Genomic DNA, 19,641 nt, shown 5'->3' with positions numbered 1-19,641 from the left:
ATATGCTCATAGCGAGAATATGTCTTTGCCTATGATATGCTCAAATCGAGTATAATTAGGAGCCGGTCATGAATCACGCAGTTTCCGCATCCTCGCTCTACAACCGCGTCAGCCGCGTCATCCCCAAAGCCGAATGGATGTCTTTCGCGGACGACGTGGACGCCATTCTCGAGCTCAAGCGCCGCCGCAATGCCGTCATTCTCGCTCACAACTATCAGACGCCTGAGATTTTTCACGGTGTGGCCGATATCGTCGGCGACAGCCTGGCGCTCGCCCGCAAGGCTGTCGAGGTCGATGCCGATGTCATTGTGCTGGCCGGCGTGCATTTCATGGCCGAGACCGCCAAGCTTCTGAACCCTGGGAAAACCGTACTGATCCCCGATCTCGGCGCCGGCTGCTCGCTGGCGGATTCGATCACCCCGGAGGATATTGCGCTGCTGCGCCAGGCTCATCCCGGCGTGCCCGTCATCACCTACGTCAATACCTCGGCCGCGGTGAAGGCCGCCTCCGACATCTGCTGCACTTCGGGCAATGCCAAACAAGTGGTGGAGTCGCTCGGCGTGCCGAAGGTTCTGATGGTCCCCGACGAATATCTCGCACGCAACGTCGCCCGTGAGACCGACGTCGAAATCATCGCCTGGCATGGGCATTGCGAAGTGCATGAACTCTTCACCGCTGACGATGTCCGCCAGCTGCGTGAAAACCATCCCGGCGTGACGGTGCTCGCCCATCCGGAATGTCCGCCGGAGGTGGTGGCGCAGGCCGATTTCGCCGGCTCCACCGCTGTGATGTCGGATTATGTCGGCAGACAGAAGCCGGCGCGCGTCGTGCTGCTGACCGAATGCTCGATGAGCGACAACGTCGCAGTCCACCATCCCGACGTCGAGTTCATCCGCCCCTGCAATCTCTGCCCGCATATGAAGCGGATCACGCTTGCCAATATCCGCACCGCACTTGAGGAAAATCGCCATGAAGTGAGGGTCGATCCGGCCATCGCTTTCGCCGCCCGCCGTGCCGTCGAGAGGATGCTGACGATATGACCGAGATCCTCAAGCAGTTGGCCGGCCGCACCGTCATCGTCGGCAGCGGCCTCGCCGGGCTGATGACGGCGCTGACACTGGCGCCGGAACGCTCCATCGTCGTCACCCGCGGCGCCCTCGGCGCCGAGACATCGAGCGCCTGGGCGCAGGGCGGCATTGCCGCCAGCATCGGCGCCGACGACAGCGCTGCACTGCATCTTGCCGATACGCTTGCAGCCGGCGACGGGCTCTGCGACCGGAGCGTCGCCGCCGGCATCATTGCGGAGGCGCCGACGGCCATTGCAGTACTGGAACAAGCCGGAGTCCGCTTCGACCGTAATGAAGCCGGAAAACTCTCGCTCGGATTGGAGGCCGCCCATAATCGCCGCCGTATCGTCCATGCCGAAGGCGACGGCTCGGGTGCGGCGATCATCGCAGCGCTGGTGCGTGCCGTGGCGCGCACACCTGCCATTACCGTGCTCGAAGGCTTCGAGGCGCGACGGATTTTGATGGACGGCGAGCGCGTCGCCGGGCTGCTCTGCGCGACCGCAAGCGGCGGGGCCGCGGTTCTTCCGACGACAAGGCTGGTGCTCGCCACCGGCGGGATCGGCGGGCTTTATGATGCGACCACCAATCCGATGGGCAATTTCGGTCAAGGAATTGCGCTCGCGGCAAGGGCGGGTGCCGAGCTTGCCGATATGGAATTCGTGCAGTTTCATCCGACGGCGCTCGATTCACGCCGCAGGCCCCTGGCGCTTGTCAGCGAGGCGGTGCGCGGCGAGGGGGCCTTGCTCGTCAACGAACGCGGCGAACGATTCATGGCCCGCATATCCGGCGCCGAACTTGCGCCGCGCGACGTGGTGGCGCGCGCCATCAGTGCCGAGATCGCCCGCGGCGGCCGCGTCTTCCTCGATGCCCGCAAGGCGCTCGGCAGCCGCTTTGCCGCACGCTTCCCCGTCATATCGGCCCTTTGTGGCGAGGCCGGCATCGATCCGGCCAAAGACCTTGTGCCAGTGCGCCCAGCCGTTCACTACCACATGGGCGGCGTCGCGACGGATGACAATGGCCGCAGCTCGGTTCCCGGCCTCTGGGTCGCCGGCGAGGCCGCGTCGACCGGTCTGCACGGCGCCAACCGGCTTGCCAGCAATTCGCTGCTCGAGGCGGCGGTCATGGGCATGCGGGCGGCGCGCGACATATCGGCTATGCCGGCGGGCGGCACCGGCGCCATCTTCGCAGAACAGCTGCCGGCGCCCACCGACGCATCCTCCATTCGCACGATCGTCTCGCGCCATCTCGGCGTATTGCGCAATGCAGATGCCCTTCACGGAACAATCGCCGCATTGCTGCCACTTGCCGAGGGCGACGGTCCTGCCGCCGATCCGGCCATTGTCGCATTGCTGATCGCCGTCTTTGCCAGCCTGCGGATGGAATCGCGCGGCGCCCACGCCCGCACCGATTTTCCCCTGAAGCTCGCCGATACGCAGCGCCGCCGGATGCGGCATTCCCAAGCGCTGGAGATTGCCCGCGCCACACCACCCTATTCGCTGGCCAGGAGCGCCTGACATGAGCCTCGCCCCCCTTCCGCGGCTGATTATCGAACCCCCGGTGCGGGCAGCCCTGCTCGAAGATCTCGGCCATGCCGGCGACATCACCTCGGCATCGGTCATTCCCTCAGATCACCGCTCCACGGTGGTGATGGCCGCCCGCCAGCCCGGCGTGATCGCTGGCCTCGATACGGCCGACCTCGCCTTCACGCTCGTCGACCCCGAAATCATCATGCGCCGCCACATTGCGGACGGCGATGCGGTCAAATCAGGTGACGTCATCGCTACCATCGAGGGTCCTTCGCGCGGACTTTTGACCGGTGAGCGCACCGCGCTGAATTTCCTCGGCCATCTCTCCGGCATCGCCACCGTCACGGCCGGGATTGCCGCCGCCATCAGCGGCACCAAGGCCTCGGTCGCCTGCACGCGCAAGACGACGCCAGGGCTGCGGGCGCTGGAAAAATATGCAGTGCGGGCCGGCGGCGGCATGAACCACCGTTTCGCGCTTTATGACGCGGTGCTGATCAAGGACAACCACGTGGCCATATCAGGCGGCGTTGCCGAGGCGATCCGGCGGGCGCGGGCCGGGGTCGGCCATCTGGTGAAGATCGAGGTCGAAGTGGACAGGCTCGATCAGCTGCAGGAAGCGATGGCGGTCGGCGTCGATGCCGTTCTGCTCGACAATATGACGCCGGACCAGCTGCGCGAGGCCGTCGCCATCGTTGCCGGGCGGGCAATCACCGAGGCATCCGGCCGGGTGACGCCGGCAACGGCCGCTGCAATCGCCGCTTCCGGCGTCGACCTTATTTCGGTCGGTTGGCTGACGCACAGCGCACCAGTGCTGGATATCGGCCTCGATTTCGTCGAGCCCGCCGGCGCGGCTTAAACCAGCGCCAAATCGATCACGCCGATGCTGTGATCGATCAGGATCGCTTGCTGTTGGTTGCGGCTGTAGAGGCCGCAACGGCTGGAATAACGGATCCAAATCACGTCGGGGGGCAAAGTGTTGGCAAGCATTTCCGGCCGCTTATGTGAGAAAATGCAAATATTCGGTGTAAAAACTTCTTTTTGCGCTATGCGCGGGCCTATTATCGCTCTAACATGTTCCTGAGCGACCGGTGCACATGCGCGTCTGGTCTTCAGGGGTGAGAAGCGGGATGCAACGGACATCCGGACAGATGTCGACGAACAGGCTTTGCCTGCTCGGAAGACCGCGACTGCTGGCAGCGGGGAGGGAACTCCCCTTGCCGGAGAAGTCTTATTTTCTCTTCGCCATGCTCGCCGCCGAAGCCAATCTCGAACTCGACCGGGAAACCGTCAGGCGGCAGCTCTGGCAATCGGAAGCCCCGGAAAAACGCGCAGGCAGTCTGCGCCAGCTGCTGGCGCGCATCGAGCAAAGCATTCCCGCCGACCTTCCGCCGCTGCTGAAAGCGACCCGAACCCATATCGGCCTTGCCGACGGCTGGGAAGTTGACGTCCATATACTGAAGCAGAAGGGGCCGCTCGCGGCCGAAGACGGCGACATTCTGAATGGCGAATTGCTTGAAGGCGCCAAGTCGCCTACGCAGGGCGCCGAAGACTGGCTGACTTTCGAGCGCCAGCGCATCGATGAATTGCGCGCCGCCCATCTGACGCGGCTGGTGGAAACCGCTGAAGACAGATCGGATGAAGAGCAGGTGGTCTTTGCCCGTCGCCTGCTGGAGCTCGACCCCGCCAGCGAGACGGCCTATCGGGCCCTGATGCGCACTTATGTCAGGATGAACGATCCGGCCGCGGCCCGCCAGTCCTATTTGAAGTGCAAGAGCCAGTTGAAGGAAGAGTTCGACACCGAGCCGGAGGAAAGCACCACCGCGCTCGCCCGCGAACTCGGCCTGATCCCAGCAGCTCAGGCCGCAGCGACCGAGCGTCCGTCGGCAGCGCCCGGCGGCTTCGCCGATCTGCTCGGCCAGCCGCGGATTATCATCCTGCCGCCGGAAAGCATTTTCACCGACCCGCTAATGGAGCGCGTCGGCAGGGCCCTTCTTGAAGACGTCACCATCGGCCTCAGTCAGCAGCGCGGCTTCAAGGTGATCGCAGCCCATACGAGCCTCGAAATTCTCAGCCGTTCGGTAGATCCGGCCCGCGCGGTGCCCCGTGCGCTCGACCTCAGCTTCGACTATGCGGTCTACGTCACCATCCAGGGCCGCGACGAGGATGTCTATGCAACCTGCCGTCTGACGAGGACGACGACGTCGGAGGTGATCTGGGCTCTGGAACTGCCGCTGGTCATGCAGAAGATCAGCGAATCCTTCGCGCATCTGACACGGCGCATCGTCTCCTCGCTCGCCGACACGGTCGAACGCCACGAGCTGGCGATGCCGATCGGCGAGGCGCCGCCATCCGCTTACCGTCTCTATCTTGAAGGCAAGCGGCTGATCGCCCAGACAGACCTCCAGCATCTGCGCCAGGCGCGCAAGTGGTTCAGATCCTCGCTCAATCGCTACGAGAATTTCTCGGCCGCCCATGCCGGCGTGTCGCGTGCGCTCGGCATGGAATGGCTGATCCGCGGCATGCAGGACACTGACCTGCTCGACGAGGCGAATGGCGCCGCCCGGCTGGCACAGCAGTCCGACCCGAACAGCGGCCGGGCCTACCGCGAGCTCGGCTTCGTGGCGCTGTACCGCCGCCGTTTCGACGAAAGCCTGGACTATTTCCAGCAGGCCCAGGATCTCAATCCCAACGACGCCGACATCCTCGCCGATTACGCCGACGCGCTCTGCCACTACGGCGATTTCGACAAGGCGCTGGATCTGAACAATGCGGCTTTCAAACTCAATCCGCTGCCGCCGGATTATTACTACTGGAATCGTGGCGGCATCCACTTCGATCGCGGCGAATACAACCAGGCGATCGAGGCGCTTGAGCCGGTGCAGTCGAAACAGGCGACCGCTCGACTGCTGGCAGCCGCCCACGCCATGGCGGGCGATATGAAAAAGGCCGGCAAATACGCTAACGTCGTTCTAGAAAATTTCCCCGATTTCCGCAGCGAAGACATCCGCCATTTCGTTCCCGACCGCGATCCCCGCTATACGGAAACGCTGATTCATGGCCTCCAACTGGCCGGACTTCCCTGATTGCATGGCCTTTTAACGAAGCCTGTAACGGTTAAATGACGCAGACAATGTTCCTCTGCAATGGTTAACGGCAGCCGGCTGCCTATCCCATTGGAGATGGACAATGAAAACCACTGTTGAAACCCATGCAGCAATGCCCTCCCAGCCACGCTTCTCAGCCGCAGCCAAGGCTGCGATGAAGCAGGACGAACTCAACGTCACGGCAAATGCTCTCGAAAACCTGACCCATGCGCTGAAGTTCCGCTAAGGGGCGAGATCGGTATGTCCGCCTTCGCCGATCTTGAAACACTAGCCGATGATCTCAAACGATCATCGGCAGGCGTCAGCGACTATCACGACCGTGCAATCACGCCGGCGCAGACACTTGCGGCCATCAGGCCGCATCTGCGCGAATTCGGCATCACGCGCGTCGGCCTGCTGACCGCTCTCGACGTGCTGAACATCCCCGTCGCCTTCGCGACGAGGCCGAACAGCCACACGCTTTCGGTTTTCCAGGGCAAAGGCATCGACAATGACGCCGCCATGGCCTCGGCCGCCATGGAGGCGATCGAGACGCGGATCGCGGAAAATGCGCCTGCCGACCTGACGCAGGCGACGGTGGAGAGCATGCGGGCGGAACGCGCCGCTATGATCGATCTCGATAATGTAGCACGCTGTGCGCCCGATGAAATCGGCGGTGACCCCATCCCCTGGTGCTCCGGACTCGACATCCTGTCCGGCAGCAGCGTCTTCGTCCCGTGGTGGCTTGTCGGCCTCGACCATCGCGGCGAGCGGCCGCCGGGCTTTGAGCAGTCGAGCGATGGGCTTGCCTCCGGCAATACGCCGGCCGAAGCGGTCCTGCACGGACTTTGCGAGCTGGTGGAGCGCGACGCCTGGGCTCTGACCCAGCTGAAATCGCCGCAGCGCCTCAAGGAGAGCCGCATCGACCCCGCCTCCTTCGGCGATCCGGTCATCGACGTCATGACCGACCGGATCACGCGCGCCGGCATGCGGCTGCTGCTGCTCGACATGACCACGGATATCGGCGTTCCGGCTTTTCTGGCCGTCATCATGCCGGGCAATCTTTCCGACCGCGTCGACGCGCGCTGGTCGCATGTCTGCGGCGGCTGCGGCTGCCATCCAGATCCCGTGCGCGCCGCGCTGCGCGCCATCACCGAAGCGGCCCAGAGCCGGTTGACCGCGATCGCCGGCAGCCGCGACGATTTCTCACCGCGCATCTATCAGCGGCTCGACCGGAGTGCGGCGATGCAGCAGCTGGTCGAACTCTGCGAGAGCGACGGCCGGATGCGCGCCTTTCAGAGCCGCCATCGCCGTGCCGCGACGATCCAGGAGACCATCCGCCACATAGCCGACCGGCTGGTGGCGAGCGGGATCGAGCAGATCGTCGCCGTGCCCTTTGCCCATCCGGCTTTGCCGGTCTCGGTCGTCAGGGTGATCGTGCCGGGCCTGGAGGTCGATATATCAGGTCAGTACGTCCAGCTCGGCCTGCGCGCCGTCAACACCATGAGAGGAGCCCAATCATGAAGGTTCTGTTCGTCGGTCCGAGCCTTGGTGGCGGTCTTGCCGCAGCGAGAAACATGTCTCCCTGCATCGATTTCCGCCCGCCCGCCGCCCGCGGCGACATCCTGAAGGCGGTCGAGGATGGCGCCACCGCGATCGGCCTCGTCGACGGCTATTTCGGCGAGCTGCCTTCGGTCTGGCACAAGGAAATTCTCTACGCGCTCGAACATGATGTCGCCGTAGCCGGCGGCGCCAGCATGGGCGCATTGCGAGCTGCGGAATGCGCTCCGTTCGGCATGGTCGGCCTCGGCTCGATCTTCGAAGATTACCAGTCCGGACGGCTGCTCGATGACGAGGCCGTTGCGCTGGTACATGCGCCGCAGGCGCTTGGCTGGCTGCCGCTTTCCGTCCCCTGGGTCGATTTCGAGCCGACGATCGATGCGCTTTATGCCTGCGGCGAGATTTCGACGGGTGAGCGCAAGAAACTGCTGCTCTCCGGCCGCTTCCTGCATTTCTCCGAGCGTACCTATGCGCGCGTGATCGACGAGTGCCATTTCCGCAAGCCGCGCCGCGACCACCTCCTCGCCGCTCTCCGCAAGAAACGGGTTGAGCGCAAGCGCGACGATGCGCGGCTGGTGCTGGAGTGGCTGCACCGCGACGAATTCGCGCCCGTCAACCGTGACTGGCGCTTTGCCGCAACCTCGCATTGGGAGCTTTTGCACGCCGAAGTCACACGCAATGTGACTGCTGTAACGTTAGAATAACGGTCTCGGCGAAATGATGCAGTACTGATGGAATCTGAGGCTTCACGGCCAAAGGGGCGGGAACAATGTTTGAACAACATAACGAAGGTACAGGCAGTGAATACGCAAGGATCTTCCGGCTGCTGTCGGCAGCCAAGGAGGAGGCTGAAAAGCTTCAGCTGCGTAACCTGATGCACCTGACGAACATGGCACTGCTGCAGGTCGTAATCGATTGGGACGGCATAGATCCGGACAGGGAGCTTGACGTCAACCTCGAGAAACTGCTCGGCAGCAAGGCCAAGATCGCAATGAAGGACGCTAGCGAGAATCTGATCCTGATCGATCGCCATTGACCTTCATGCCGTCCGTTAGGACAACGTGAAGGAGATCCGGCCTATTCGGCCGCTTCACCGTCGGCCTGTTCGGTGTGAGCGATTGCCTGAACAAGCTTCAGGATCTTCTTGCGAAGAGCTTCGTTTTTGATCGAGAAGAACGCTGCATTCAAAAGGACACCCTCGCGCGAGATGACAAATTCCTCGCTGGGAGCGGGGTTGTCGTTAGCCGTCTCAGGCGTGGACAGGTCGTCAAAGAACGTCCTAACGTCGACATTCAGCGCGCCGGCGATTTCAACCAGCATGCTGGCGGAAACGCGGTTGGAGCCTTTTTCGTATTTCTGGATCTGCTGAAACGTTACGCCGACACGATCGCCCAATTCCGTCTGCGAAACTTTGCGCAGCAGACGCTGTATGCGGATCGTCTTTCCGACATGAACGTCCACTGCGTGCGGTTCTTCTTTCATTTGTTTTTCCCTCCTGAGGACACGGACATGAGGTTATTCGCCATATCCGTGTCTGACAACTTGTAACTGAGACACACAAAGCTAGCAATTGTTTGGCTATAAGTCGTCCCAAACCGAAACATTGCATCGCTTCATATTAGCAGCAGCAAAAAACATGCCAAAGTAGCACTTTTGGGGGGTACATCATCCGATTTCAGGGTGCGGGCACGGTAGTTTGCTGCGGACCTTTCAGCCAAAGGATCGGGACGGCGTAAACAAAAAGTTACAAGGACCAGAGGCGCTGGGCATTGGCGAAGAGCAGCTTGGACCGCTCCGCCTCGCTGCTGCCGGAGATGACGGCGTGGGTCGCTGCAACCCAGGTGGAAAGGCCGCCGCCGAGCGTGCAGACCGGCCAGTCGCTGCCCCAGACGACACGATCCCAGCCGAAACTTGCGATGACATGTTCGATATAGGGCGTCAGCGTCTGTGCTGTCCATGTCTGCGCATCCGCATAGGCGACGACGCCTGATATCTTGCAGATCACGTTCGGCCGGCGGGCGATCTCCGAAATGCCGGCCTTCCATGGCTCGAAGGCATCGGAGCCGATATCGGGCACGCCGCAATGATCGAGGACGAACTGAACGTCGGGCGCGAGATCGACGAGAGCGGTGACGCGACCGGCCTGATGCGGCAATGTGCAGAGGTCGAAGGTCAGGCCGCTGCCACCGATGCGCCGGATGTTGTCTCGAAACAGGACGCCTTCCGAGACGGTGTCGGGCACGACATGCAGCACGCGGCGGAATCCCTTGACGAAGGGATCGGCCTTCTGCCGCTCGAGATAGGCGGCAAAGCCTTCCTCCTCGGGACGGCAGGAGACAATCGCCCCGGCAATCAGGTTGCCTTGCCTTTTGGCGAGAGAGGCAATGTGATCGGTCTCGGCCTGCATGACGGCCGGATCGACATCCACCTCCATATGCAGCGCCGTCGTAATGCCGCAGCGCCGCGCCTCGGCCGCATAGGTCTCATAGAGAAAGTCACGATCGAGAGCCGGCACGCCAGAGAGCCAGGGATAAGAAAGCGCCGACCGGTCGATGATGTGCAGGTGGGTGTCGATGAGCACGTTTTCCTCCTCCAGGATGGCTTTGCCGCACCCTATTTCTCATGAATGGATTATTCAAATAGAAATTCCCAAGCTCCTCCCACCTGTTCAGCCGGAATTGACGACATCCGCTCCGGCCAGCAGCGAAAGCTGAGCGGCGGTCTTCTGCACCAGCGTGATCGTTTGGGTGATGTCGGGGGCGGACGGCGCGTTGACAAGGGCGATGAAGGGGCAGGTGAGGGCGGCGATGCAACGCCGATCCGGCCCGAGAACCGGCGCCGACAGATTGTACACGCCCGATGTCTGGGCGCTCGCCATCATCTCGTAGCCGCGCTCGTGGATCTGGTCGAGACGATCGTAGAATTCAGCGCCGAGGTCGATATCGGCGCGGTTGCGAGCATGTTCCGATATCATCATCTCCCGCTCCTCGTCGCTGCGGAAGGCGAGCAGCACATGCCCCGAGCCGGTGTCAAACAGGCTGATATGGGCGCCGATGCGGATCGAGAAGCCCCAATAGTCCGGCGCCTCCTGCTGGGCGATGACAACGGCGGCGCCGCGGTCGAAGACGGCGAGATGATTGGCCTGGCGGGTGCGCTGGGCGAGATCGCGCATCAGCGGCGTGGCGTAGGAGGCAAGCCGGCGCACAGGCGCATGCAATTGCGCAAGGCCGAAGAGCTTCAGCGTCAGCGAATAGCGATCGCCATCCAGCCGGGTGACGTAACCGCGACGCACCAGCCGGTCGAGCATGCGATAGAATTCATTGGGACTGCGGTCCAGCCGCTTGGCGATCTCAGCCTGGGTAAGGCCGCTGTCGACGCCGGCGAGCAGCTCCAGGATATCGAGGCCCTTGTCGAGCGCAGGAGCGCGATAGCGGTCTGACTCGTCGGTCTCCATTCCTTCCTCCTGTGAATATTATTCTGCATATACGCAGAACCACCGCCGGCAAAGGAAAACTTCACGCTTGACCCTTGGCCAATCGTCTGTTTGTCTATAAACAGACAAATCATAATTGAAGACAGCCGATCAGCAGAAACGACGAGAGGCGAGGCTTCGTGCCTTGCTCCAGACCGGACGAAACGCGCAACGAGAGAAAATGGCAGGCTCTGATGGACGCCCTATTCCATCACCGCTCGGCCTTCGGCAAGATAACCGCATGCATCGTCTCATGTAGACAATCCAGAAGAGGCCCGTGACATGACAAACAGACTTTCCGGCAAGACCGTTCTCATCACCGCGGCCGGCCAGGGCATTGGCCGGGCGACGGCGGCAGCCTTTGCAGCGGCCGGCGCCAAGGTCCATGCCACCGACATCAACACCGATGCGCTGGCGACCCTTGCCGCGGAAACCGGCGTCTCCACCCATAAGCTCAACGTGCTCGATGGGGATGCAGTCACGGCGCTCGTCGCCGAAATTGGCACTGTAGACGTTCTGTTCAACTGCGCCGGCTTCGTCCATGCTGGCTCAATCCTGGAAATGCCGGATTCCGACCTCGAATTCGCTTTCGACCTCAACGTCAAAGCGATGATCCGCACCATCCGGGCGGTGCTGCCCGGCATGCTCGAACGCAAGGACGGGTCGATCATCAACATGGCCTCGGTCGCCTCCAGCATCAAGGGCGTGCCGAATCGCTTCGCCTATGGCGTCACCAAGGCGGCGGTCATCGGTCTTACCAAATCGGTCGCCGCCGATTATGTTGCTCAAGGCATCCGCTGCAATGCCATCTGCCCCGGCACAGTGGAAAGTCCATCCTTGCAGGACCGCATGCGCGCCCAAGGCGATTACGATGCGGCACGCTCCGCCTTCATCGCCCGCCAGCCAATGGGCCGGCTCGGCACGCCGGAAGAGATCGCCGATCTCGCCGTCTATCTCGCCGGCGCTACCTACACTTCGGGCCAGGCGATCGCCATCGACGGCGGCTGGACGATCTGACGTCGGCTCGTGACGCCGCCGGCAGACCGCCGGCCGAACCGGCTATCGCAATTGGCCCTATAAATCGGGAGGAACAACATGACCCGCATCACCGACCTTCGCGTCTTCGATCTCCGCTTTCCCACCTCGCAAAGCCTGGACGGATCCGACGCGATGAATCCCGATCCCGACTATTCGGCCGCTTATGTCGTTCTCGATACGGATGTCCCGGGCCTTGCCGGCCATGGCCTGACCTTCACCATTGGCCGCGGCAACGACATCTGCTGCATGGCGATCGAAGCGATGCGCCACCTCGTCGTCGGGGCCGATCTCGGCGAGGTTCTTGCCCATTCCGGCAAATTCTGGCGGCATCTGACCAGCGACAGCCAGTTACGCTGGATCGGCCCGGAAAAGGGCGCCATTCACCTGGCGACCGGCGCGGTCGTCAACGCCGTCTGGGATCTGCTCGCCAAACAGGCCGGCAAGCCGGTCTGGCGGCTCGTCGCCGACATGTCGCCGGAAGAGATCGCCGATATCGTCGACTACCGCTACCTCACCGACGTGCTGACGCGCGATGAAGCGGTCGCTGTCCTCAAGAAGGCGGAAGCCGGCAAGGCGGAACGGATCGCCATTCTCGAAAAGGAGGGCTACGCCTGCTATACGACTTCGGCCGGCTGGCTGGGTTATGAGGACGAGAAATTGCGCCGGCTCTGCCAGGAAGCGATCGATGCCGGCTTCAACCATATCAAGATGAAGGTCGGCCGCGATCTCGACGACGATATCCGCCGTCTGAGGATAGCCCGCGAAGTGATCGGTCCCGATCGTTACCTGATGATCGACGCCAACCAGGTCTGGGACGTGGGTCAGGCGATCGACTGGGTCAAGGCGCTTGCTTTCGCCAAGCCCTTCTTCATCGAAGAACCCACAAGCCCCGACGATGTCGCCGGCCACCGCAAGATCCGCCAGGCAATCGGGCCGGTGAAGGTCGCGACCGGCGAGATGTGCCAGAACCGCATTATGTTCAAGCAATTCATCGCCGAAGGCGCGATCGACATCGTCCAGATTGATTCCTGCCGTATGGGAGGGCTGAACGAGGTCCTCTCTGTCCTGCTGATCGCCGCCAAGTTCGGCCTGCCGGTCTGGCCGCATGCCGGCGGCGTCGGCCTCTGCGAATATGTGCAGCATCTGTCGATGATCGATTATGTAGCGGTGTCGGGCACCAAGGAAGGCCGCGTCATCGAATATGTCGATCACCTGCACGAACATTTCCTCGATCCCTGCCGGATCGAGAACGCCGCCTATATGCCGCCGACGCTGCCGGGATTTTCCATCGAGATGAAGCCGGCTTCGATCAGCAACTATACGTTCCGGGGCTGAGGAACCAGTGCCAGCGGCGCGCTCGTCCCCGCCAGAACCCGGAGAAGGAATTCGCGGCTCTCAAACCAGCATCGACTGCTGGGCGAAGATACCCGCCATCGCGCCTTGCCATGATGCCGTGGTGACCGAGGGCATTCCGGGATTGGCGAGGTCGCCGGCGGCGTAGATGCCGGGCATGCTGGTCTCGCGGCGCTCATCGACCTTGAGGGCGATGCCGCTGGGCGTATCGACTGTGGCGAGCCCCAGTGATTCATGCAGGCTGGCGGACGGCTTGTTGCGCGGATGGGCGAACAGGATGTCGACCGCAACATCGGGGCCGGTATCGAGTTTGACGGTGGCGCCATGGCCACCGTGATGGGCGATCCCGGTGACCCGGCCCTCGACAACAGGTATGTTGCGACTTGCCAGATCGGCCCGGATATCGGGCGGAATGTCGTGACCATCGGCGAACAGCGTCAACCTGTCGGTCCAATCGTGGAAAAGCCTGGCCTGGTTGTGCGACTGCCGGCCGGACCAGACGAGGCCCCAATGCTGGCCGGCGACTTCAAAGCCGTCGCAATAGGGGCAGGGCACGATGGAGGTGCCCCAGCTTTCGGCAAAGCCCGGAACATCAGGCATCTGGTCCGCGATGCCATAGCTCAGGATCACGCGGCGCGCCTTGAGGCCTTCGCCATCGCTAGTGAGGACTGAGAAGTTGTCGATTGCGCCGGAGACACTTTCGGCCCGGCCACTGACCAGCTTGATCGTGGGATAACGCGCCAGCTGCTGCCGCGCCTCGGCCAGGATGTCCAGCGGCGGCTTGTGATCGTGGCCGAGCAGACCATGCGAGTGGCCGGCGAAGCGATTGCGCGGCAGGCCGGTATCGAGAACGGAGACCTTGCGGCGGGCACGGCCGAGCTGCAAAGCGGCGGCGAGACCGGCAAAGCTGCCGCCGATGATGATGACGTCATCCATGGTAATGGGCTCCGTGTTGCGGATGGAGGACAGGATAAAATCCACTCTTGACTTGCATATTTTTGATACTGCATGGTATCGTAATGCTTTAATAAAGATACTGTCAAGGATCATAATTGCCGTGACCGAAAATAGTCGAGGCCGGCGCGGCCGGCCAGCCAACGAGGCGCTAGGCCAAACGATAGTCGACGCAGCATACGAACTCTTTGTGGAATTGGGTTTTCAAGCGACGACATTGGACAAGGTCACCCAGCGAGCGAAGATTTCCAAGCTCAGCATCTATCGGCACTTCGAGAACAAGGAGGCGCTGTTCAGCGCGGCCGTCGCCGCCCGCTGCCATCAGTTTGCACCACAAGCCCTTTTTGAAGGTGTCGACGGTTCGGCCGAAGATCAACTCATGGCGGTGGGATCATCCCTCCTTCGCACGCTGTTGAGCCCGGACGTCCGCAGTGTCGAAGCCATGGTCATGGCCGACAAGACGAATCAAAAGTCGTTAAGCAAGCTCCATTACGACGCCGGCCCCGCCCATGTCATCGCCCAAATCGAGGCCCTGTTGTATCGGTTGCACGCGAAGGCGGTTCTGAACGTGCCCGATCCTCTCCTATCCGCCCGCTTGTTTGCCGCGCTTTTCAAAGGGTCCGATCTCCTGATTATCGCACGCTTCGATGAGGCGAGAGCAGAGGACGACAACGAAATTGAAGCCTATTGCCGGTCAGCTGTCGCCATGTTCATCGCCGCGCATGGTCGCAACGACCAAGCGGGGGGATAGTCAGGTTAAAGAACGGATCACAACAAGGATCATGGCATGACAGAGAAAGATGTTTATCAGGAAGCCGACTGGAATGGCCAAAGCGGGGAGCGCTGGGTCGCCCACCAGGCTCGACTCGGCGCCATGCTGGCGGTGTTCGGCCAGGCCGCGATCAAAGCCGCCGCGCCCGCGACGGGCGAGCGCGTGCTGGACGTCGGCTGCGGCGCAGGCGAGTCGAGTCTGGCACTGGCCACCCTCGTCGGCAGGCAGGGCCAAGTGGTAGGCGTGGACATATCCGAGCCGATGATTGGCAGAGCGCGCGCCCTTGCGCCACAGGATATGTCGGTCGTGTTCCGAGTAGCCGACGCCAGCAGGGCCGAACTGCCCGAGGGCGCGTTCGACATCCTGTTCTCGCGTTTCGGGGTGATGTTCTTCGATGATCCGACAGGAGCGTTCGCGCACATGCGCCGCGCGCTCCGGCCGGGCGGACGAGTCGCTTTCGTCTGCTGGCGCGGCGTGGCCGAGAACGATTGGATGCGCCTGCCGATGAGCGCAATCAAGGGCATCGTCCCACAGGCCGCGCCGCCCGGTCCCGAAGCGCCCGGCCCGTTCTCCTTCGGCGACCCGGAACGGGTGGCGCGCATCCTGACGGCGGCCGGCTTCACCGATACCGCTATCGCGCCCTTCGATGCGTCCGTTGTGTTTGGCAAGGGTCCGACGCGGGACGCGGCGATCGACGACGCGGTGGAGATGACGCTCGAGGTCGGCCCGCTGTCGCGCGTGCTCGCTGATCAGCCCGACGACATACGCGACCGCGCCTCGGTCGCGGTTCGTGCCGCCTTCGCGGGCTGCCCCGGTGAGCGGTCGGTGATGATCAACGGCGCGACATGGATCGTCACGGCGCGCAATCCGGCAAGCTGACAGGGATTGACCGGCGTTATGGCCCTCACATTCCACGGCAAGTGTTGCGGGCAGAGCCCTGTTTGCGATGTCGCGACTGGAGAAAAAGAGCAGCAACAGCCGATCAACTCTTTCAATCCATGGACAAACATTAGCGGTTGACGACAACGATAGCCTTTATGCGCTATCCTTTTCGGCGCTTGTCGCCATGTGCTTAAGCTCGTCCCACAGACTTTCGGCAAAACTGCGCAGGACCGTGAGTTCGAAGCTGTGGTCGCCGGTGCGGGCGATCTGCACGGAGATATGGCCGACCATCGTCATCGCCGAACTGCCTTCCGGGAAGACGGCGGGATCGAGATCGATGGCGGTGCCTTTTGAGAGCAGGAGCCGAGAGGAGCGGCCTGAGATGCCGATGCGCACGCGCCCGTGGCTCTGGTCCATGACGAAGGCTTTTCCCGCGAGTGCTGCCGCAAGGGCGGCGAGGCTGGCGGGGGAAAGCGGCTCGTTTCCGGCGACGAACCATTGGCGGAAGCCGGCCTTGCGGATCGAACTGTTGGTAAAGCCGGCTTTGGCCAATTCCGCGGCAAGTTCCGCCGGCTCCATTTTGCCGAGCACGTGCAGGAGATGGCCTTCCGGCAGGGCCTCCAGCCGGATGCCTGCTCCAGAAATGCCACTATATGCCGTCCCGGCAAGAACCGGTTTGTGCTGGGGAAGATCAGGCATGGAGCTTCTCGTTTTCGGGATCGATGAAGACGGGATGGCAGAGCACCGCATCGGTGAATTCATTGCGCAGGCCGTTCCAGACCGTCACCTTTTCGCCGATGCGCTCCGGTCCGCGCCGGACTAGCGCCAGGCCGATCGTATGGCCGAGGCTCGGCGAGAAGGCGCTCGAGGTGACGTAGCCCTGGTCGTTTTCCAACGTCGCCGCAGCGCCTTCGGCAAGGATATGCGAGCCGGTGCGGAAGGCGCTTGCCGGATTGAGTGGCTTGACGCCGACGAGGCGCGGACGCTCGGGATCCTGCAGGCCTTCGCGGGTGAGCATCGCCTTGCCGATGAAATCCGGCTTGGTTGATGAAACCATGCGGCCGAAGCCGAGATCGCTTGGGGTAACCGTGCCGTTGATCTCGGCATGGGTGACATGGCCCTTTTCGATGCGCATGACGCCGAGCGCTTCGACACCATAGGCTGAGATGCCGTGCTTCTCACCTGCCGTCATGATGGCATCGGCAACGCTTTCGCCGTAGCCCGCCGGCACCGCCAGTTCGTAGGCGAGTTCGCCCGAGAAGGAGATCCGGAAGAGCCGGCCTTCGAGGCGGCCTGCGAATAGCGACACCTTGCGGGCGCTCATGAAGGGGAAGGCGGCATCGGAAAGATCCTCATCGACGATTTCCGAGAGGATGGCGCGCGACTTCGGCCCGGCAACGGCCATCTGCGCCCATTGATCGGTCGACGAGGCGAAGCAGACGTCGAGCTCCGGCCAGAGCGTCTGGGCGCAGAATTCGAGATGGGTGAGCACGCCGGCGGCAAGCGCCGTCGTCGTCGTCATGAAGAAATGGTCTTCGCTGAAGCGGCTGGTGGTGCCGTCGTCATAGATGAAACCGTCCTCGCGCAGCATGATGCCGTAGCGCGCCTTGCCGACGGCAAGCTTGGCAAAGCCGTTGCAATAGACCCGGTCGAGGAAGGCCGCGGCGTCGCGGCCGAAGATTTCGATCTTGCCGAGCGTCGAGACGTCGCAGAGACCGGCATTTTTCCGGATGTTCAGCACTTCGCGGTCGACGCTTTCGCGCCACGTCATTTCGTCGGCGCGCGGGAACCAGGCGGAGCGATACCAGAGGCCGGTTTCGACGAAGACGGCGCCGTTCTTCTTCGCCCAGCCGTGCAGCGGCGATTTGCGCGCCGGCTGGAAATCCTTGCTGCGCGATGCCCCGGTCAAAGCGCCGAAGGAAACCGGCGTATAGAAGGGCCGGAAGGTCGTCGTTCCCACTTCGGCGGGCGACACGCCGCGCGCCTCGGCAAGGATGCCGATGGCGTTGATGTTGGAAAGCTTGCCCTGGTCGGTCGCCATGCCGCTTGTGGTGTAACGCTTGGCAAGCTCGACATGGCCGTAACCTTCGCGAACGGCAAGACCCAGATCTTTGAGATGCACGTCGTTCTGGTAATCGACGAAAGCCTTGCCCTTCGAGCCTTTGACCGACCAGAGCGGCTTCGTGCGTTGAGCCGTCTCGGTGGCGGAGGCAAAGGCCGGTTCCGCGGCGATGCCGATTGCCTTCAATGCGGCGGCAGCCTTTGCCGCGCCATCGCCGAGGCAGGCTGCAGTCTGCGCAAGGCCGGCAGCCGCGCCGGCAACGGCAAGACCATCCTGCGCAGCCGGCGCCAGAAACGCCGCAGCCTCGTTCGACCATTGCGGTTTGCCGCCGCGATGGCAGGCAAGATGGATGATTGGGCTCCAGCCCCCCGACATGGCAAGCGCATCCGCCTCGATCCGGCGAAAACCGTCTTCGGTCTCGACCTTGACGCCGCGCAGGCGCTTGCCGCCGAACGCGTCGACCACCCGGGCGCCCTTCAGCACCTCGGCACGGCCCCGCCAGCTCTTGCCGCCATCGGCGCGGCTGTCGACGATCGCCGCAACTCGAAGGCCGGCGGCTTCGAGGTCGGCAGCGGTGTCATATCCGGTATCGTTGGTGGTGAAGATCACCGTGCCTTGGCCTGGCGCGACCGCCTGCCGATTGAGATAGCTGCGCATGGCGCCTGCCATCATCACGCCGGGAATATCGTTGCCGCCGAAAACGAGCGGCCGCTCCTCGGCCCCTGTCGCCAGGATCGCCTGGCGGGCGACGATACGCCACAATCGTTCGATCGGGCGCTCCGGATCGGGCAGCGCCACATGCTTCTGCACGCGTTCGACGGCGCCGAAAACATTGTCGTCGTACCAGCCGAACACGGTCATGCGCGGCAGGCGGCGCACATTCGCCAGCCCTTCGAGTTCGGCCAGCAGCTCGCCGAGAACAGCGTCCGCCGGCTTGCCGTCGACAGCGCCGCGGGAAAGCAGACTGCCGCCGAATTCCGGGCCTTCGTCGGTGAGGATGACGCGCGCGCCGGCGCGCCCCGCCGTCAGCGCCGCGGCAAGACCGGCAGGGCCGGCACCGATCACTAGCAGATCGCAATGCGCCCAGCATTTCTCATAGGCATCGGGATCGGCTTCGTAGGAGGCGCGGCCAAGGCCCGCCGCCTTGCGGATCACCGGCTCGTAGAGCTTTTCCCAGAGGGCCGCCGGCCACATGAAGGTCTTGTAGTAAAAGCCGGCGCTGAGGAAAGGCGAGAGCAGGCCGTTGACCGCACCGACATCGAAACCGAGCGACGGCCAGCGGTTCTGGCTCTTGGCCGTCAGCCCCTGGTAAAGCTCGATCATTGTCGCGCGCGTGTTCGGTTCGGTGCGCCCGCCGCTGCCTGTCGTCACCAGCGCGTTCGGTTCGGCGGCCCCCGCCGTCAGAATGCCGCGCGGGCGGTGATATTTGAAGCTGCGTCCGACGAGCTGGATACCGTTGGCAAGCAGCGCCGAGGCGAGCGTGTCGCCCGGATGGCCTTGCAGCGCCTTGCCGTCAAAGGTGAAGCCGAGTGTCTTGTCGCGGTCGATGCGACCGCCGGAGGAAAGACGGAAGCTCGTCATGCCGGTTCTCCGCCGAGCTTGGCAAGGGCGGCATCCCTGACGCCGTGGACCGCATGGGTGACGGTGTCACGCTCGACGATCAGCCAGCGGCGGCATCCGGAGGAATGGTGCCAATATTCGCTGTGGCGGCCCTTCGGATTGTCGCGCAGATAGACATAGTCGTACCAGGCATCCGCGCCGGCATCCGGCGCCGGCCGGACAAGCTTCGCATCGCCGCGGATCGAGAATTCCTCCTTGGGGCGGACGCCGCAATGGGGACATGAAATCAGGCTTGCCATTGTCTAAATGTCC

General features: G+C 63.0%; 20 protein-coding genes. 12 read left to right on the top strand and 8 right to left on the bottom strand.

Annotated features, from left to right (window positions below):
- Positions 1 to 68: 68 nt before the first annotated feature.
- The 3 genes from nadA to nadC are packed head-to-tail and all read left to right on the top strand — an operon-like array spanning position 69 to position 3,449.
- Complete coding sequence (gene nadA / locus QWJ46_RS03290; RefSeq protein ID WP_302748993.1) at positions 69 to 1,040, top strand: quinolinate synthase NadA; 972 nt, start codon at positions 69 to 71, stop codon at positions 1,038 to 1,040.
- Positions 1,037 to 2,581 (top strand): L-aspartate oxidase, encoded by a 1,545-nt coding sequence (locus QWJ46_RS03285; RefSeq protein ID WP_302748992.1) that lies wholly within the window; start codon positions 1,037 to 1,039, stop codon positions 2,579 to 2,581. The genes nadA and QWJ46_RS03285 overlap by 4 nt, the downstream gene beginning before the upstream one ends.
- A 1-nt stretch (position 2,582) precedes the next feature.
- Positions 2,583 to 3,449, top strand: a complete 867-nt coding sequence (gene nadC, locus QWJ46_RS03280) for a carboxylating nicotinate-nucleotide diphosphorylase (RefSeq protein WP_302748991.1) — start codon at positions 2,583 to 2,585, stop codon at positions 3,447 to 3,449.
- Here nadC and QWJ46_RS03275 read toward each other — a convergent pair.
- Entirely contained in the window at positions 3,446 to 3,580 is a 135-nt protein-coding gene (locus QWJ46_RS03275; RefSeq protein WP_302748990.1) for a hypothetical protein, read from the bottom strand. The genes nadC and QWJ46_RS03275 overlap by 4 nt on opposite strands.
- Before the next feature lie 140 nt (positions 3,581 to 3,720).
- Between QWJ46_RS03275 and QWJ46_RS03270 the strand changes: the two genes are divergently transcribed.
- The 5 genes from QWJ46_RS03270 to QWJ46_RS03250 all read left to right on the top strand — a co-directional run bounded on the left by QWJ46_RS03270 (position 3,721) and on the right by QWJ46_RS03250 (position 8,272).
- Positions 3,721 to 5,676 (top strand): BTAD domain-containing putative transcriptional regulator, encoded by a 1,956-nt coding sequence (locus QWJ46_RS03270; RefSeq protein ID WP_302748989.1) that lies wholly within the window; start codon positions 3,721 to 3,723, stop codon positions 5,674 to 5,676.
- Positions 5,677 to 5,779: 103 nt separating this feature from the next.
- On the top strand, positions 5,780 to 5,923 hold the full coding sequence (locus QWJ46_RS03265; protein ID WP_176536271.1) for a hypothetical protein: 144 nt from the start codon (positions 5,780 to 5,782) through the stop codon (positions 5,921 to 5,923).
- 14 nt (positions 5,924 to 5,937) lie between these two features.
- Positions 5,938 to 7,200, top strand: coding sequence for a YcaO-like family protein (locus tag QWJ46_RS03260; RefSeq protein WP_302748986.1), 1,263 nt, complete (start codon positions 5,938 to 5,940; stop codon positions 7,198 to 7,200).
- On the top strand, positions 7,197 to 7,940 hold the full coding sequence (locus QWJ46_RS03255) for a TfuA-like protein (RefSeq protein WP_302748985.1): 744 nt from the start codon (positions 7,197 to 7,199) through the stop codon (positions 7,938 to 7,940). Before QWJ46_RS03260 ends, QWJ46_RS03255 begins: the two co-directional genes overlap by 4 nt.
- A 65-nt stretch (positions 7,941 to 8,005) precedes the next feature.
- Entirely contained in the window at positions 8,006 to 8,272 is a 267-nt protein-coding gene (locus QWJ46_RS03250; protein WP_004668299.1) for a hypothetical protein, read from the top strand.
- A gap of 41 nt (positions 8,273 to 8,313) precedes the next feature.
- On the opposite strand, the gene QWJ46_RS03245 is transcribed toward QWJ46_RS03250, so the two are convergent.
- The 3 genes from QWJ46_RS03245 to QWJ46_RS03235 all read right to left on the bottom strand — a co-directional run bounded on the left by QWJ46_RS03245 (position 8,314) and on the right by QWJ46_RS03235 (position 10,690).
- Positions 8,314 to 8,718 (bottom strand): helix-turn-helix domain-containing protein, encoded by a 405-nt coding sequence (locus QWJ46_RS03245; protein WP_184458547.1) that lies wholly within the window; start codon positions 8,716 to 8,718, stop codon positions 8,314 to 8,316.
- A gap of 262 nt (positions 8,719 to 8,980) precedes the next feature.
- Positions 8,981 to 9,817: an amidohydrolase gene (locus tag QWJ46_RS03240; RefSeq protein WP_302748976.1), complete on the bottom strand. Its 837-nt coding sequence runs from the start codon at positions 9,815 to 9,817 to the stop codon at positions 8,981 to 8,983.
- A gap of 87 nt (positions 9,818 to 9,904) precedes the next feature.
- Complete coding sequence (locus tag QWJ46_RS03235) at positions 9,905 to 10,690, bottom strand: IclR family transcriptional regulator (protein ID WP_302748975.1); 786 nt, start codon at positions 10,688 to 10,690, stop codon at positions 9,905 to 9,907.
- A 300-nt stretch (positions 10,691 to 10,990) separates the two neighbouring features.
- Between QWJ46_RS03235 and QWJ46_RS03230 the strand changes: the two genes are divergently transcribed.
- Positions 10,991 to 11,725 carry an SDR family oxidoreductase gene (locus QWJ46_RS03230; RefSeq protein ID WP_184458550.1) on the top strand — a complete coding sequence of 245 codons (735 nt, stop codon included), beginning with the start codon at positions 10,991 to 10,993 and terminating at the stop codon, positions 11,723 to 11,725.
- 78 nt (positions 11,726 to 11,803) lie between these two features.
- Positions 11,804 to 13,081 carry an L-fuconate dehydratase gene (locus QWJ46_RS03225; protein WP_302748974.1) on the top strand — a complete coding sequence of 426 codons (1,278 nt, stop codon included), beginning with the start codon at positions 11,804 to 11,806 and terminating at the stop codon, positions 13,079 to 13,081.
- 60 nt (positions 13,082 to 13,141) lie between these two features.
- Here QWJ46_RS03225 and QWJ46_RS03220 read toward each other — a convergent pair whose 3' ends face one another.
- Entirely contained in the window at positions 13,142 to 14,035 is an 894-nt protein-coding gene (locus QWJ46_RS03220) for an NAD(P)/FAD-dependent oxidoreductase (RefSeq protein WP_302748973.1), read from the bottom strand.
- A gap of 121 nt (positions 14,036 to 14,156) precedes the next feature.
- On the opposite strand from QWJ46_RS03220, the gene QWJ46_RS03215 reads away from it, so the two are divergent.
- Together QWJ46_RS03215 and QWJ46_RS03210 are read left to right on the top strand one after the other, a co-directional pair.
- On the top strand, positions 14,157 to 14,804 hold the full coding sequence (locus QWJ46_RS03215) for a TetR/AcrR family transcriptional regulator (protein WP_184458553.1): 648 nt from the start codon (positions 14,157 to 14,159) through the stop codon (positions 14,802 to 14,804).
- 36 nt (positions 14,805 to 14,840) lie between these two features.
- On the top strand, positions 14,841 to 15,704 hold the full coding sequence (locus QWJ46_RS03210) for a class I SAM-dependent methyltransferase (protein ID WP_184458554.1): 864 nt from the start codon (positions 14,841 to 14,843) through the stop codon (positions 15,702 to 15,704).
- A 156-nt stretch (positions 15,705 to 15,860) separates the two neighbouring features.
- On the opposite strand, the gene QWJ46_RS03205 is transcribed toward QWJ46_RS03210, so the two are convergent.
- The 3 genes from QWJ46_RS03205 to QWJ46_RS03195 are packed head-to-tail and all read right to left on the bottom strand — an operon-like array spanning position 15,861 to position 19,628.
- Complete coding sequence (locus tag QWJ46_RS03205; protein ID WP_302748972.1) at positions 15,861 to 16,406, bottom strand: sarcosine oxidase subunit gamma; 546 nt, start codon at positions 16,404 to 16,406, stop codon at positions 15,861 to 15,863.
- Positions 16,399 to 19,350, bottom strand: coding sequence for a sarcosine oxidase subunit alpha family protein (locus QWJ46_RS03200; protein ID WP_302748970.1), 2,952 nt, complete (start codon positions 19,348 to 19,350; stop codon positions 16,399 to 16,401). The genes QWJ46_RS03205 and QWJ46_RS03200 overlap by 8 nt, the downstream gene beginning before the upstream one ends.
- Positions 19,347 to 19,628, bottom strand: a complete 282-nt coding sequence (locus tag QWJ46_RS03195) for a sarcosine oxidase subunit delta (RefSeq protein ID WP_302748969.1) — start codon at positions 19,626 to 19,628, stop codon at positions 19,347 to 19,349. Before QWJ46_RS03195 ends, QWJ46_RS03200 begins: the two co-directional genes overlap by 4 nt.
- Positions 19,629 to 19,641: the final 13 nt, after the last annotated feature.

It is taken from the genome of Rhizobium sp. CBN3 (genome assembly GCF_030518245.1).
GTDB lineage: Bacteria > Pseudomonadota > Alphaproteobacteria > Rhizobiales > Rhizobiaceae > Rhizobium > Rhizobium aethiopicum_A.
This window is presented reverse-complemented; position numbering and strand designations above follow the sequence as displayed.